This is a genomic window from Stenotrophomonas sp. YJH_SMC_101-4 (assembly GCF_059370395.1).
In genome coordinates this window covers 643,788-658,620 of the sequence record NZ_JCAFTP010000001.1, presented here as the reverse complement: position 1 = coordinate 658,620, position 14,833 = coordinate 643,788, and the positions used below count along the sequence as shown (strand labels likewise).

The 14,833-nt window shown below is 64.4% G+C and carries 15 protein-coding genes; 2 read left to right on the top strand and 13 right to left on the bottom strand.

Features of this window, described 5'->3' with window-relative positions:
• Positions 1-8: 8 nt before the first annotated feature.
• The 8 genes from AC5P8D_RS03115 to moaA form a co-directional block, all read right to left on the bottom strand.
• Positions 9-1,427: a NarK family nitrate/nitrite MFS transporter gene (locus AC5P8D_RS03115; protein WP_043396273.1), complete on the bottom strand. Its 1,419-nt coding sequence runs from the start codon at positions 1,425-1,427 to the stop codon at positions 9-11.
• Between the two features lie 144 nt (positions 1,428-1,571).
• Positions 1,572-1,937, bottom strand: a complete 366-nt coding sequence (locus tag AC5P8D_RS03110; RefSeq protein ID WP_043396276.1) for a hypothetical protein — start codon at positions 1,935-1,937, stop codon at positions 1,572-1,574.
• A complete protein-coding gene (mobA, locus tag AC5P8D_RS03105) occupies positions 1,934-2,476 on the bottom strand; it encodes a molybdenum cofactor guanylyltransferase (RefSeq protein WP_043396278.1) in 543 nt (180 codons plus the stop codon). The genes AC5P8D_RS03110 and mobA overlap by 4 nt, the downstream gene beginning before the upstream one ends.
• Positions 2,477-2,512: 36 nt before the next feature.
• Positions 2,513-3,013 (bottom strand): molybdenum cofactor biosynthesis protein MoaE, encoded by a 501-nt coding sequence (locus tag AC5P8D_RS03100; RefSeq protein WP_100445933.1) that lies wholly within the window; start codon positions 3,011-3,013, stop codon positions 2,513-2,515.
• Between the two features lie 3 nt (positions 3,014-3,016).
• A complete protein-coding gene (locus tag AC5P8D_RS03095) occupies positions 3,017-3,277 on the bottom strand; it encodes a MoaD/ThiS family protein (protein WP_312456736.1) in 261 nt (86 codons plus the stop codon).
• Positions 3,277-4,530 carry a molybdopterin molybdotransferase MoeA gene (locus AC5P8D_RS03090; protein WP_414614326.1) on the bottom strand — a complete coding sequence of 418 codons (1,254 nt, stop codon included), beginning with the start codon at positions 4,528-4,530 and terminating at the stop codon, positions 3,277-3,279. The genes AC5P8D_RS03095 and AC5P8D_RS03090 overlap by 1 nt, the downstream gene beginning before the upstream one ends.
• Positions 4,530-5,525 carry a bifunctional molybdenum cofactor biosynthesis protein MoaC/MoaB gene (moaCB, locus tag AC5P8D_RS03085; protein ID WP_495203063.1) on the bottom strand — a complete coding sequence of 332 codons (996 nt, stop codon included), beginning with the start codon at positions 5,523-5,525 and terminating at the stop codon, positions 4,530-4,532. Before moaCB ends, AC5P8D_RS03090 begins: the two co-directional genes overlap by 1 nt.
• A gap of 8 nt (positions 5,526-5,533) precedes the next feature.
• A complete protein-coding gene (gene moaA, locus AC5P8D_RS03080; RefSeq protein ID WP_010485296.1) occupies positions 5,534-6,514 on the bottom strand; it encodes a GTP 3',8-cyclase MoaA in 981 nt (326 codons plus the stop codon).
• Between the two features lie 194 nt (positions 6,515-6,708).
• On the opposite strand from moaA, the gene AC5P8D_RS03075 reads away from it, so the two are divergent.
• Positions 6,709-7,113 carry a ribonucleotide reductase subunit alpha gene (locus AC5P8D_RS03075; protein ID WP_495203176.1) on the top strand — a complete coding sequence of 135 codons (405 nt, stop codon included), beginning with the start codon at positions 6,709-6,711 and terminating at the stop codon, positions 7,111-7,113.
• Here AC5P8D_RS03075 and AC5P8D_RS03070 read toward each other — a convergent pair.
• Positions 7,107-7,436, bottom strand: a complete 330-nt coding sequence (locus AC5P8D_RS03070; protein WP_019659894.1) for a hypothetical protein — start codon at positions 7,434-7,436, stop codon at positions 7,107-7,109. The genes AC5P8D_RS03075 and AC5P8D_RS03070 overlap by 7 nt on opposite strands.
• A 605-nt stretch (positions 7,437-8,041) precedes the next feature.
• On the opposite strand from AC5P8D_RS03070, the gene AC5P8D_RS03065 reads away from it, so the two are divergent.
• Positions 8,042-8,416 (top strand): hypothetical protein, encoded by a 375-nt coding sequence (locus tag AC5P8D_RS03065; RefSeq protein WP_071305330.1) that lies wholly within the window; start codon positions 8,042-8,044, stop codon positions 8,414-8,416.
• A 45-nt stretch (positions 8,417-8,461) separates the two neighbouring features.
• Here the strand turns inward: AC5P8D_RS03065 and AC5P8D_RS03060 are convergent, their stop codons facing one another.
• The 4 genes from AC5P8D_RS03060 to AC5P8D_RS03045 form a co-directional block, all read right to left on the bottom strand.
• A complete protein-coding gene (locus tag AC5P8D_RS03060; RefSeq protein WP_071305331.1) occupies positions 8,462-8,797 on the bottom strand; it encodes a DUF6984 family protein in 336 nt (111 codons plus the stop codon).
• Positions 8,798-8,807: 10 nt separating this feature from the next.
• A complete protein-coding gene (locus AC5P8D_RS03055) occupies positions 8,808-9,092 on the bottom strand; it encodes a hypothetical protein (protein ID WP_495203062.1) in 285 nt (94 codons plus the stop codon).
• Between the two features lie 224 nt (positions 9,093-9,316).
• Entirely contained in the window at positions 9,317-9,892 is a 576-nt protein-coding gene (locus tag AC5P8D_RS03050) for a hypothetical protein (RefSeq protein ID WP_224328223.1), read from the bottom strand.
• A gap of 4 nt (positions 9,893-9,896) precedes the next feature.
• The gene (locus tag AC5P8D_RS03045) at positions 9,897-14,639 is read right to left on the bottom strand and encodes an RHS repeat-associated core domain-containing protein (protein ID WP_100445939.1); all 4,743 of its coding nucleotides are present in this window, start codon (positions 14,637-14,639) and stop codon (positions 9,897-9,899) included.
• Between the last annotated feature and the right edge of the window lie 194 nt (positions 14,640-14,833).

The following is a 14,833-nucleotide window of genomic DNA, read 5'->3' as shown; positions in this document are numbered from 1 at the left end:
TCATGTCGTCAGCAGGGTGTCTCGGCACCGCGCCGGTAGTACCACCACCAGGTCACGGCCAGGCAGGTGACATAGAAAACAACGAATCCGTACAGCGCCATGTCGGGGCTGCCGGTCAACGTAATGGACGAGCCGTAGCTCTTGGGAATGAAGAAACCGCCGTAGGCACCGATCGCACCGGAGAAACCGACCACCGCGGCCGACTCGATGCTGGCCTGGTGTGCGGCCGTGGCCTTGCCCTCGGCGTTGTCGTTGGCCGACCAGCGCTCATGCAGGGTGCGGAAGATCACCGGGATCATGCGGAAGGTGGTGCCGTTGCCGATGCCACTGAGCACGAACAGCGCCATGAAGCTGAGCAGGAAGCCATGGAAGTTGCCGCCCTGGCCATCGCTGGGCAGGAAGTGCAGCACGCCGAACACCGCCGCGATCATCAGCGCGAACACCCAGAAGGTCAGGCGTGCGCCACCCCAGCGGTCGGCCATGCTGCCACCCACCGAGCGCATCAGAGCGCCCAGCAGCGGGCCGATGAAGGCGTAGGCCAGCGGGTTCACGTCCGGGAACTGGCTCTTCACCAGCATCGGGAAGCCGGCCGAGAAACCGATGTAGGAACCGAAGGTGCCGATGTACAACCAGCACATCAGCCAGTTGTGCTTGCGGCGGAAGATCACCGCCTGCTCGGAGAACGACGAGCGGGCGCTGGTCAGGTCGTTCATGCCGAACCAGGCCGCGATGGCGCACAGCGCGATGGCCGGCACCCAGATGAAGCCGGCGTTCTGCAGGAACAGCGGTGCCCCACCCTCCACCGCGGGCTGCGGTGCACCACCCAGCGCACCGAACACGCCTACGGTGATGACCAGCGGGATCACCGCCTGCGCCACCGACACGCCCACATTGCCCAGGCCGGCGTTCAGGCCCAGCGCCAGGCCCTGCTTCTGCTTGGGGTAGAAGAAGGAGATGTTGGACATCGACGACGAGAAGTTCGCGCCGCCGAAGCCACACAGGATCGCGATGGCCACGAACACCCAGTACGGCGTGGCCGGGTCCTGCACCGCAAAGCCGAGCCAGAGCGTCGGCGCCAGCAGCGACGCGGTGGACAGCGCGGTCCAGCGGCGGCCGCCGAAGATCGGGATCACGAACGAATAGAAGATGCGCAGGGTTGCGCCGGACAGGCTGGGCAGCGCCACCAGCCAGAACAGCTGGTCGGTACTGAAGTTGAAGCCGATCTTCGGCAGGCTGATCGACACCGCCGAGAACAGCACCCAGACCGAGAAGGCCAGCAGCAGCGAGGGGATCGAAATGACCAGGTTGCGGGTGGCAACCCGCTTGCCGGTGCGCTCCCAATAGCCGGGGTCCTCCGGCGTCCAGTCGCTGATGACGCGACCCGGACGGGCAGTGCTGCGGACAACAGGATCGCTACCGACGGTCATACATGGCTCCAAGGCTGTGGAATGACGTGGGTATTGCTTTCAAGTTGTGACCCGTCGTCATGCAGCCATTAGGCCGTGCAGCAACTACGACGGGGTTGATCTGGATCAATCAGGAGCCGGTTTCCCCCCTGCCCCTGACAAATGTCAAACCGATGAAGCGGTATTGCGGCGCGTGACTCCGCGCTGGCGCACGCTATCGCGCACGTCCACATCGAACTGCAGCTGAAGCTGGCTGCCATCTTCCAGGGCAATGTCGAATGGCAGGCCATCCCGGCACGGCAGCCGTCCCGCCAAGGCCTCGACTGCCGAGCGCGGCAGTACCAGGCGGCAGAAGGTGCCACCATCGAGCAGTACCGGTTGCTCGCCGCCATGCAGCGAGACCGCCATGCCCCAACCTTCAATGCCGCCGAAGCGGGTCATGTTCTCGACCGATTCACCGGCCAGCAGGCGAGCCAGTTCGGCCTCGTCCAGGCGAAGCCGTACCGATTGGTCCTGCAACTGCACTTTCATGACGCAACATCCTCCCATTGTTCGGGGGTATTGCAGTTGACCAGGCAGGCTTCGTCAACGCTTTCAAGCGCCAGCACGTGCATCTGCAGGCGACGCTGGAACGCCTGTACAGAGCGCGGCCCTTCCGCATCATCCAGCATCGCGGCCAGCACGCTACGAGTGGCATTGTCCACATTCAACAGCATGGGAAAGGGATGCCCGTCAAAGATCGTGCATGCGCCCAGACCCTCGCCAGCCAGCCGTTGCAGCAGCCGCGGTGCCAGCAACGGCGTGTCCACCGCCACCACCCAGGCCGGGCTGTCGGGCATCTGCTGCATCACGCTGTGCAACCCTCCCAGTGGGCCGCAGCGCGCAACCTGATCGGGGATGCCACCGAAGGTCGGATAGTCACCGCTTACCCATACCCGTTCGGCGCCAGCCTGCATCAACAGGCCACGCATGTGTTCCAGCAGCGTGCGGCCCTGCCACGGCAGCAGTGCCTTGTCGCGACCCATCCGGCTGGACAGGCCACCGGCCAGTACGATGCCGTTGATGCTCATCGCAGTAGAGCCACGCCATGCGTGGCTGCGTCGGCATCAATGTTGATGATCATGCGCATGGTCATCGGCATGTCCGGGTTCGCTGTCCACGTGACACAGGCTGCAACCCTCGCTCCACTCGCTGTCGCCGTCCTCGTAATGCTCCTGCTTCCAGATCGGGCACTGGTGCTTGACCACCTCGATCAACTGCCGGCAGGCGCGGAACGCCTCGTCACGGTGCGGGCTGCCGGCAGCCACCACCACTGCCACATCACCAATGCCCAACCGGCCCTTGGCATGGGCCACATACAGTTTCAGCTTCGGGCCAAACGTCGCCTCGACCTCGGCGGCCAACCGCTTGAACTCGTTCAACACCAGCGGCTCGAACAGGTCGTAGGTGATCCCGGTCACCGGCCGGCCGATGTTGACGTCGCGCACCTTGCCGATGAACACGTCGATGCCACCGAAGCCCGGATCGGAGACCGCGGCGATGCCCTCGGCCGGATCGATCGCCGCCTGCGCGCGGTCCACCACCTTCGCGATGATCTTCCCGCTCATCGCTCAGCCCCCGCTCACCGGCGGCAGGATCGCCACCCGGCCATCGTCGGGCAGCGCCTCGTGGTCGCGCAGCACGCGTTGCTGGTCGGCGAACGCCGAATAATCCAGCAGGCCGGCACGGAAACCCGGCCAACGCACCGGCAGCAACTCGCGCAGCGCCTGGCGCAGATCGGCCACGGTGCCACCGGCCACATCCACGGCGATCTCGCGGCTGGCATCCAGATCGGAAAACGCACCGAACAACTGCAGATTTACCTGTCTCATCACGGCTCCTGGCTCGCCAGCTGCACCGGGTCCTGATGACCCCAGCCCTGCACACGCACCGGCGTGCCGGCAGGGGCCAGACCGCCCTCGCCTTCCAGCACCACCCAGGCGTTGGCCTGCAGCATGGACATCAAACGGAACGACTCCTGCCCGGCCAGCACGCGCGCACTCAGCCGCCCCTGTGCGTCCACCTCCACCCGCGCCCGCGCGTGGAAGCGCAGGCCGGGCGGCGTGCGCACGTCGGCCTGCAGAGGCAATGTCAACACCGGCTCCGGTGCCAGCCCCAGCAGGCGGCGCAGTACCGGCTCGACGAAGAAGCGCTGGCCCACCGCAGCCGACACCGGGTTGCCCGGCAGGCCGAAGTACAGTGCGCCATTGGGCAGCACCGCAAACAGCAACGGCTTGCCCGGGCGGATTGCCACCTTGTGGAACACGATGCGCGCACCCCGGCCGCGAAGCGCGTCGGGAATGAAATCGTAGCGGCCGGCCGACACCGCGCCTGTGCTGATCAACAGCTGCGCACCCGCGTCCAGCGCTTCATCCAGCACCGCGTTGAACGCCGCCACCTCATCGCCCACCGTGCCCTGCCAGACCACCTCGGCACCGGCGGCCTGCAGGCGGCCGACCAGATACGGCCGGTTGCTGTCACGAATCTGCCCGGATGCCAGCGGCTGCGCCGCCTCGGTCACCAGCTCCTTGCCGGTAGCAATCACCGCCGCCTTTGGCCGCGCCACCACCGCCACCTCGCCCACGCCGATCGCATGCAGCAAGGCGCGCGCGTTGATGTCCAGCACCTGCCCGGCCCGCAGCACGCGCTCGCCTTCGTTCACGTCCTGGCCGCGCAGGCGCACATGCTGGCCCGGCTTCACCGATGCCTTCAAGGCGATGCGGGTCGGGCGTCCCTCCTCGCTGGCGAGGATCTCCACGTTCTCGACCGGCACCACCGTATCCAGCCCGGACGGCATGCGTGCACCGGTCATGATTTCCCATGCACCCTCGCCGCCTTCGGCGCCGGCATCGCCTGCTGCCTGCCAGCCCTGCACAGCGAACTCGGTACCAGCTTCGAACGTCGCGCCGTTGGCGCGCAGCGCGAAGCCGTCCATCGCCGAATTGTCGAACGGCGGCAACGACTGCCCGCTGTGGATGTCACGGGCCACCGTGCGGCCCGCGGCCTCATGCAGCGGCAGGCGCTCGGCCGGCAGCGGCGTGGCTGCGTCCAGCAGGTGCTTCAGGGCTTCGCTGTAGGCAATCATCAGTGGCCACCACCCTCGACCATCGCCAGGGCATGGCCCAGTACCGGCGCCAGGATGTCCAGGCACTGCGCCGCCGCCTTCGGGCTGCCGGGCAGCGCGAACACCAGCATGTTGCCCAGCTGCACCACCTCGGCGCGGCTCAGCCAGGCCATCGGCGTGTGCTGTGCACTCAGTGCCCGCACCATCTGCGCCAGGCCATGTACCGGCCGCGCGTTCAGGGAACGCAGCGCCTCCGGGGTCAGGTCACGCGGGCCCAGCCCGGTACCACCGGTACACAGGCACAGGCGCACGCCCTCGGCGGCCAAGGCCTGCAGGCGGCCCGCCAATGGCTCGATGCCATCGGGCAACACCTCAGCGGCCACCACCTCGCCGCCCAGCTTTTTCAGGCCGGTCACCAGGGTCGGGCCAGAGATATCCTCATAGGTACCGTCGCTGGCGCGATCGCTCAGCGTGATCACCGCGCAGGCCGCGCCCTCCAGGCCCTTCGGCGCACGCGGCTTGAAACGCGTGCGCTCGGCATCGTCCATGCCGTCGGGGTGCAGCCAGACACCGCGCTTGCCGCCTTCCTTGAACAGCAGGCGGATGCCTTCGATGCGCAGGGCCGGTTCCACCGGCTTGCTCAGGTCGTACAGGGTAAGCAGCGCCGCGTTGACGCCGGCCAGTGCCTCCATCTCCACGCCGGTGCGCGCCTCGCTGGCGCACTCGCACCACACGCGGATCGCCTGCCGTTCCGGTACCGGCGCGCAGAACACCTGCACCAGTTCCAGCGGCAGCGGATGGCACAGCGGCATCAGCATCGAGGCCATCTTGGCGCCCTGCAGGCCGGCAATCTCGGCCATCACCAGCGCATCGCCCTTGGGCAGGAGGCGCTCGACGATCAGCGGATAGGCCACTGGACCGGCATGCAGCTCGCCCACCGCCACCGCACGTCGGCGGGTGATGCGCTTGTTGCGGACATCGGCCATATGGAAGGCCGCATTCAATTCCCCACTCATCGTGTTGCTCATCCTCCGATGGAGGCCAGGTGCGGGGTCAGCCCGGTCTGGCCCTGGTGCAGTCCATGCCCGGCCGCTTTCAGGCCAAGCTGTGTGGTGATGCGTGCCAGCAGCGCGTCATGGTCATCGTCGCTCTGCAGCAGCGGGCGCAGCGGCACGCCGAACTCGCCGAACAGGCACAGCCGCAGGTCGCCCTTGGCGGTCACCCGCAGGCGGTTGCAGCCCTTGCAGAAGTCGCGTGAATACGGGGCGATGATGCCGATGCTGCCGCGATGGTCAGGGTGGCCGAACTCGCGCGCCGGACCGGCATCGGCGGCGCGCGGCCGTTCGTGCCAGCCAGCCGCCAGCAGCTGCTCGATCACCACGTCGGCGCGCAGGTGGTGGCGCTGGAAATAGGCTTCGTTGTCGCCGGTGCGCATCAGTTCGATGAAGCGCACGCTGAAGGGACGATCGCGCAGGTAGTCCATCCACTGCGGCAGCTCGTCGTCGTTCAGGCCACGCAGCAGCACCGCGTTGAGCTTGATCGCCGGCAGGCCCAGCGCCTGCGCCAAGGCCAGGCCCTGTTCGATCTCCGGCAGGCGGTCATGCCCGGTGATGGTCCTGAAGCGTTCGCGCTGCAGGCTGTCCATGCTCACGTTCAGCGCGGTCAGGCCGGCGCGGTGCCACCCCGGCAGGCGCCGCGGCAGCAGCGTGCCGTTGGTGGTGATGGCCACCTTGCGGATGCCCGGCACCGCCGCCACGGTGGCGATGATCTCATCCAGGTCCTTGCGCAGGCTGGGCTCGCCACCCGTCAGGCGGATCTTGCTCATGCCCAGCGCGGCAAACGCACGCACCAGACGCGCGATTTCATCCACCTGCAGGAAGCGCGGGCGGCCATCGGCCTGGTAACCGTTGGGCAGGCAGTAGCTGCAACGGAAGTTGCAGGCTTCGGTCAACGACAGGCGCAGGTACGGAAAGCTGCGTCCGAAACCGTCGGTGAGTTGGCTCATGGCTGGTCCACCTTGTTGCTCCACCGTCTTGCCTGTGCCCGGAACGGCCCGGATACCCTCGCCTGCTGGAACGATTGCCAGAGTACGCGGCCTTCAGTTCCATGGGCATGACTTAAATCAATCGTCTTCGGCCCCGCGCGGCAGGCGTTATGGCAGCATGCGGCTTTCCGTGCAGCGGGCGTGTGACAACCCTCATGATGATGAACGATTTCCAGCAACTGCTGCATGCCGCCGGCCAGCAGGCTGAACCGCAACGCTTGCTGTTCGTATTCGTGCGCGCCGAGCTGCCCGAATCGCCCACCGGTGACCAGCGCGACCGGCATGACCGCCGCGAGGGCGGCACCCTGTCGCCGGTGCTGTGCGTGGACAAGCTGCCGGACGAGGTGCCCAGCTTCCAGGCGCTGGCGGCCGAGTCGACCACCACCGGCATCGACTGGGACCTGGTGTGCGTGGCGGCACTGGATGGCAGAGGTGGTTTCGCACCCAACAGCGACGAAGCCGCGCGCCCGCTGAAGCTGATGGTCAACGCCATCCACGACGGTCAGATCGGCCGCTTCGCCGCCTTCGACCGGGGCGGCGAGCCTGTTCAGTTCTATTGAGCCACCAGCTGCAGGGTCAGAAAGAAGATCACCAGCACAGTGTTCAGCCCCCAGGCCACGGTCAGCCCGCGCGCCGCCACGCCCAGGTTGGGGTTGTGCGCGGTGGGCGCCGCCCGCCACACCGCCGGGATGATCCAGCCGGTATAGAGCAGCAGCACGGCAAATACCCCCAGCAGCAGCGGGGTGCGCTGGTTGGCCAGGGCCCAGAGGGCCACCGCCCACAGAATATTGCTGGGAATGACGCCCTGCAGCCAGAACACACTCCAAAGGCGGGAACGGCCCTGAGTGTCGGGGGTTGGGTGCAGCGAAGCGGTCGCGGTCATAAGTCTCCTTCTGTTTAGGAAACGTGCTGAACAAGCCTGCGCTTGGTGGCTGGGAACGTCAAGGAACAACGGAATCGGTAGCGCCGGGCCATGCCCGGCGGAATCCTCCATGTTCATGCGCCGTCGGCTCGCCGGGCGTGGCCCGGCGCTACCGGTCCTGTTATCCCTGTCGCCATCGCCCCTCCCCACCCGCCCCCTTCCTCCTCCCAACCTCGACACCTGTCGCAGATTGCACGGTGCGGGCGGATCACCGCGCCAGCCTGTGCTGGCAGTGCTTAACAGCGTGGGAGAATGCCGAAAGCGTCTCCAATCGAGTGATCTTTGCAACTCTTCTGATTGGCATTGCACAGCGCCAGGGGCTCAGATGGCGTGCCACCGGAAAACGGTGGCCGGGCTTCGAACACCCGAGTTGATGTTGATGTATGCGCTTGCCAGCCGGCGCCACCTTAGCGTGGCGCCGGCTGGCAATCCGTCTGCCGGCTATGGCGGGCGGTGCGTGGGGGCCTTCGGGCCCGCCGGACTGACATCAACCCGGTGTTCGAACCACGTACCGCCCGCCACTTTTATGGGTGGCGGCTACCGATTGCCCTGCACGGAGCCTTGCCATGAACGAATCGGACTTCCCCCATCTGCACGCCTACCGCAGAGCCGCCGGCGGCGACGGTTCGCCACAGGCTAAGCCAACAGTGGACAGGAACACCTTCATTGCCAATCTCCACCGCATCGGCTCCGGTGCGGCGGCCGACGGACAACCCTGGCCGGAGCGGCATCAGCTGCCCGGGCGCTGCCTGGCCCTGGCCGATGCCGATTGTGCGTTGAACGGGTTGCGGGTAGTGCTGGAAATGCTGCTGGCGGCCGAACGCACCCGGCAGAATGGCGAACCGGAAGAGTACGTGGGCGACCGGGTGATGGAGGGGTTGGTCATGGCCTGCCAGTCGTTGTGCGCGCAGGCGGTGGGGCGGTTGCAGCCCGAAGGGTGAACGCGATGCGCCACGCCCTTCGGCGAGGACCACTTTCAGCAGGTGTCAGTGCTCGCTGAAAGCGCTCCTCAGATCGACCCCGATGATCGGTGAGAAGTCCACTTTGCACAGCTCCAGCTCGAAGAGCTGATCGTGATTGTCCAGGCACAGGGTGACTCTCACCGGCACGCCGTCGGCATCGGCAAGCATTGCAGTGGCAATGTCGCTTCCGAAGACCTGGGTCGTGCTGGACAGGAACACCACGCCTCCGAATCCGACGACCTCCACGTCCTCCACCTGGGCGAGCGCCAGATCCTTCAACAACCGTTCGGACAGCTCGTTCGTCTCGGGCAGCAGCCTGTGGATGAGGGAGACCTCGTCGGGGGTGAGGGATCTGGGCACGGAATGTCCTTCAGGGCACTGCATCCGCCATCGGCAGATGCTCGATCCGCCATGTCATGGCGTAGATGAGAATGACGCTTCCGGTCGAGCTGGTCTCGATACGAAAACACTTCAGGCCGGACAACGGATAGCCGACCGCCTTCCAACGATCAAGAAGATCAGCAAGTCCCGGCTCGTTATCGTCAACCCTGGCGAACTCAATTCGCTCTTCACCCAGTAAAACTGGCAGAGCGTTCTGCGCGAGCAGACATCCTGTGCAGCATGAGCTGGATAGGAAACAGCCATGACAACGCATCGATGGAGAACTTCTTCCAGCGACAGTAGCGGGAACATACAAAGCAGAGGATCTAAAGCAATCACGACGAGACACGCGCAAACGTCGCCCTGCACATCGAGATGTTCTAGAACCCAAGACAGCGCCACCGCTCCAGCGACGAGCCGCCCCGATAAAGTTCGAGACGCAGCAGGCACTTGGCGGCTGATGGCTACCCGGGAAACACTGGACGATTAACCTTTGGATCAGGCGCCGCCCAGCTTCTTAACATTCTTCTCCTTCACCACGTCCAGCATCGATTTGACCGCCTCAACTCCAAGATTCAGGGCCACTATTAGAGAATCGCAAAGTTTCAGATCATGATCATCCAACGCCGGGACTAGTTCCTTCAGCAACTTCAGCGCTAGATCCGTCTTCCCCAATAGCGCCAATGCAGTTGCATGATTGATATGAGCGTGAGCACCTCTCAAGCCCCGCGTCTCGAGAAATGATGCAAATTCCATCAAGGTCATTGAAGACTTCGCTTCAATAACGTTTCGCAGCTCGATCGATGAAAGAATGCTCTCAACCACATCATCGTCTGCCATTTGATCCCTTCCGATAAACGGCCGATCCGCGATTCGGCTGCTGTAGGAAAGATGCGGCCCAAAGGAGTCAAACAATGGAAATACAAAATTCCATACATAGAGCCCCCTTGGGACGAACTCCAGAACAATTCCTTGTGCCACATAGTCATAGTCACTTCGGAAAAAATATCCGCTTGACCCGCCGATCAGGCCGGACCTTTTCCGCAGAAGGCTGCAAATGTATCGCTTGTTCATCTTATCAACGGCCTTCAGGCTTAAGTTCCACCACGAGAGTTCCCTCGGGGAGATTCTTGACGTACTTATTGTACTGATCCCAGGAGATGTAAGCCCAACCAGTCTTCAGATCGAAGATGGCTTGAGGTGCATCAACTGGGCCGTACACAGCGTCCGCCCGTGAGGACCCCGGGTACCCATACCTAACAACCCTACGGCCAGCGTAGCTCACCTCAGTCGCATACTGAGACGTCGGGCATGTGGTATCCACCAGGCGCTTGAACTCACTATGGATGAGCGTTCCGCGTATCCAAGGCAGTGAGCAACGCCATCCACAGGTGGCGTCGATGGTGGACGCTGCTTGGTTTGCCAGCCTCTGGAGCCGATTTCCGACCGCCTGCAACTCCGGTGAAACAGGTACGGCCTGAGGTATGTATTTTTTATCGGCCAAGCCTAGCGAATCGACACGGCCAGTGGGATCTCCGCTTCCATACGCGAACGAGTTCAGTCCACCCATCAACCCAATCGGATCGCTCTGGGTATACCGCCCCACTGCCGGGTCGTATTCCCTCCGATAGTTGTAGAACAGCCCACTCGCATCCGTCGCCTGCTGCCCGGCGAAGCGCAGCGCCAACTCGAACGCCACACCATCGCCATCCGGATCAAGACTCGGAATCTGGTTGCCGAACACCTCGCTCTTGTTGCTCCACTCCCATATCGAGACATTCCGCACCGGGTCGATCACCACGCGCGGCGTGCCCAGATGATCCGGCTGCACGTAGGCCAGCTCCGGCACGCCGGTAGCCGGCGTGTTGATCAGCGCCACCGGATAGTTGTCCAGCCAGATGGCCTGCTGCTGCGCCTGGCCCGTGGCCGAGTAGTTACCGAGCCACTGCCCGGCCTCGTCGTACAGGGTGATCTGAGCCGCACCACCGGCTGGGGTGCGCAGCACGCGCTCGCCGCGGTGGTTGTAGGCATAACTTTCCAGCACGGCATCGCCCTGCTTCACGGCGTTCATGCGGTTGGCATCGTTGTAGGTGAACGTCTTGCCGCCGATGCTGGTGGTGTTGCCCACCGCGTCATGGTTGCGCGCCTCGCCATCCACGGCGGTCAGCCGGTGGCTGGTTGCGGGATAGGTGTAGCTGGCGGTGCCTGCTGAGGTGGTCAGCGCAGTGCGATTGCCGGTGGCGTCATAGGCATAGGTTTCAATCGGCGTGCCGGTCGCGCCGTCCTGGGTCTGGGTCAGTCGGCCCAGCGTGTCGTAGGCGTACTTGGCCAGCACCGTCGAGCCTGCGCCATTCTTCAGCTCAGTGATCGAGCCGACCGGATCATAGCCATAGCCCAGCGACAGGCCGCCTGCAGCCGGGTCATGCACCGCTTGCGGGCGATAGTCCAGGTCCAGCGGACGCTGCAGCTGGCGGCCATTGCCATAGGTCCAGCCGGTCGCCGGGCCGAAGGCCGCATAGGTCACGTTGTTCACCACGATCTGGCGCGCCTGGCCGGGGCGGGTCAGGCCGATCTGGCTGATGCGGCCCTGGGTATCGCGCACGTAGTCGGCCACGCTGCCGTCGGGGTAGGTCAACGCGGTCAAGCGACCCGTCTTGCTGTAGGCATAGCGCAGGGTGCTGGCCACACCATTGACGGTCTGCACCTTGCGGGTGACCTGGCCGAAGCGGTCATGGCAGTACTGGGTGCTGCCATTGGCGTGCAGCACCTGCCCCAGGCGGCCCTTGGCAAAGCGCTCGTCGGCGGCACAGGCGGCCGGCGCCACGTCATAGCTGTAGCCCACGTCCAGATTGGGGTCCGGGTAGGCGATGCCGATCAGGCGGTTGAGTGCATCGTAGTGATAGGTGGCAGTGATGCCGCGTGCATCGGTGGCCGTCTTGCGGTTGCCGGCGGCGTCCACGGTGAAGCTGCTGGCGCCACTGTCCGGGCTGACCTGCCCGGTCAGGTCACCGAATCCGTTGTAGGCGTAGGTGGTATGCAGGCCCTTCGGGTCAGTGACCTGGGTGACCTGGTCCAGCGCGTTGTACTGGCTGCGGATCTCGGCGGCCACGCCACCCACGTCCTGCAAGGTCTGGGCCAGGCGGTTCAGCGGGTCGTACTGCTGGCTGGTCACGCGCTGCAGGGCGTCGGTCACGGTCTGCGGGTTGCCGTTAGCATCGTAGGCAAAGCCGGTAGCGTGGTTGCCTGCGTCCTTCAGTGCGGTCAGCTGGCCGAGTGTGTTGAACGTCCGTGCGAGGGTACGGCGCAGGGTACCGCCTGCATCGAGCGTGTCTTCCTTGAGGCGATTGCCGGCATTGTCCAGCGTGTAGTGAATCGTGTTGCCCGCGTTGTCCTCGATATCGGTCAAGCGCAGCGCCGCATCGTAGACATAGGAAACGCTGCTGCCGTCGGGCTCGGTGATCTGTTGCACCTGGCCGGTCGGCCAGTAGCTGATCTGGGTGACCCGATTCTCGGCAGTGGTCGCGCCACGTACGGTGACCGAGGTTGGCCAGCCGCGAGCATGGTAGGTGTAGTCGGTGACCACGCCGTTGGCATCCTTGACCGACAACGGCCGTCCGAAAGCGTCGTAGGCCAGAGTCTCGACCGTCTGGCCCAGCGCATTGGTCACGCTGCGCAGGTCGCCCTTGCGATAGGTGCAGGCACCTCCCGTCGCGCACCCTGCATCATCCGCCGAGTAATAGGCATAGGTAACGGCATCGGCCACATCCGTGCGCGGGCCATCCACACTCTTCAGCAGCCCCTCCACCGGGCAGCTGCCTGCCGCTGCCACATCAGCGGCTTCGCAGTACGTGTAGTTGGTGATGCGCGTCTGACCGGAAGCGGTGTCGGTCACGGTGTTGGCCGTCGGCTGGCGTCGGGAATTGAAGGCCGTGCGGGTTTCGCGGCTACCGATCCGGGTGGTCAGTACCGCATTGGTTTCGACGTCGCGCGCCGTGGTCACCACACGCTGCTCGGGAAAGCCGACCGCTTCGGTCACGGTATGGATGCTGACGGCACGACCGCTCACCGGATCGGTGCCCTGCGCATAGGTGTGCTTGGTCTGGATGCCGCGGCGATCGGTGTAGGTATTCAGACGCCGGCGGAAGTCGACACTCTGGTCGTAGTAGGTTCGGCTGACGGTTCCCTGCGAATCCGTCAGGCCGGTCACCTTGCGCGACGGAGCGCTATCGCCTCCGGGTGTCAGGGTGTAGTCGGTTTGCCGCCCCAGCGCGTCGGTCACCACCGCACCGCCATTGGGGCTGTAGGCCAGCGTCACGCCATCGGCACCGCCGGCATGCTGACTGGAGATCACACGACCGATGGAATCGTAGGTGAAGGTGCTGTAGCGGCGACCGTCCTCGGCGGTGATGCCGGTCAGGTGCTGGGGGAAGTCCTGGTTCTCGTAGTGATACGTCCGCACACCACCACCCGCATAGGTCACCGTGGCGACCTGGTTCTGCGGCGTGTAGGTATAAGTGGCGAGCGGAATGCCTTCGACCAGCACCGAACTGATCAGCGCCTCATAGTCGTTGGACTGGTAAACGAACTCGAGCGTGCGGCCACTGCTGTGGGTGACGGCTGCAAGGCGGTCGCTGTCGTCATAGATGTAGGTCAGCGACGTGCCATCCGCGAAGCGCTTGGCGGCAAGACGCCCGTCCGCGCCGAAGGTAGAGATGGAATCGGCCGTGTACAGTGTCCAGTTGCCGTTCTGGACCAGACGATCGCCACTGTCGTCGTCCGCCTCATAGGCTTGCCCGATCTTCTTGAATGCACGCTGGAAACCAGTGCTTTCAATGATGCCCACACTGTCAACGCCATCCAGTGCCAGGTGGGCGCCCAGCGAATGGGTCCAGCCATAACCGAAGCCACCGGATGAGGTGGAGATGCCGGAGTGATAGAAGCGCGTCAGCGCGATCCAGCCCAGATCGAAGTCCGGCGCGATCTCGTACTTCTCGCCCGTTTTGACATCACATGGGTTGCCGACATTGCCGTCGCAGGTACCGCCGTTGGAGGCCGGGTCCTTGTCGGGAATCGGACTCATGTTCGCCGCTGCATCGTTGCGGGACATGGGGCAGCTACCGTTGCCGCCGTCCTTGTCGCACTTCTGCGACTTCGAGGTAATGGTTGCAACGAATTCTTCGCTGACGCAGGCGTTGTGTGTGTTGGACCACTGCGTGAAGGGGATCGGGCAGTTCAAGCGTCGCATGCGAGCAAGCCCTGTCGTTCCTGCGTCGAAGGGCACGCACGGAGACTCCGCCGAATTGCTGCCCAGCATGCCGGTGACCCGGTACTCCCTGACCTCCGAAATTCCGTCCATCCCTGGAGCAGTTGGGCCCCATTCTCCTTCCGGCACAGCAGTTTCCCCAGGACACTGGGGATTGATGTCCTGCAAGTCTGCAATGAGCGCTTCCAGCACTTCCTCTTCGGACAAGAAGCCACCATCACCCGCGCCGTAGTAAGTCCAGTCAGGGTCGGAGGGCTGCGTCTTTCCCATCCAGTAGGTAATCGACGTATTTCCGTTCAAGTCCACGACTTTCGACTTGATCTTGTCGACGTACTGCCAGCCGAACTGGAACTCCGGCGGGAAGGGGCTGGGCGCCGGCAGATTCTTGATGCCGGCCACCGCCGCCTGCTGGGTTTTGTACTGGGTCGCGTCGCCGCCGGGCTGGGAAATACGCCAGGTGATCTTGCTTTCCTGCGCCTGTACAACAGCCGGCGCAATGCAGCCAACGGCAACAATCGCCAGCACGGCACACGAAATGGTCTTCAGTCGTTCCAACATCCCTGTTCTCCTTCCTGGACGAACACAGCGCCGGCGGGAACGAGAACGCGAAGGTGTTCCCCGCGTCATGCTTCGGATCGTCCCTGGTCCGGTATGCGGCAGTGCTACATGCCGCCTTTATCGTTGAAGACGCTTGCACGTTCAAGTGTGGAGCCGCGTAACCGGTCACAGATTCAAGCATCCGTGGCCATTCA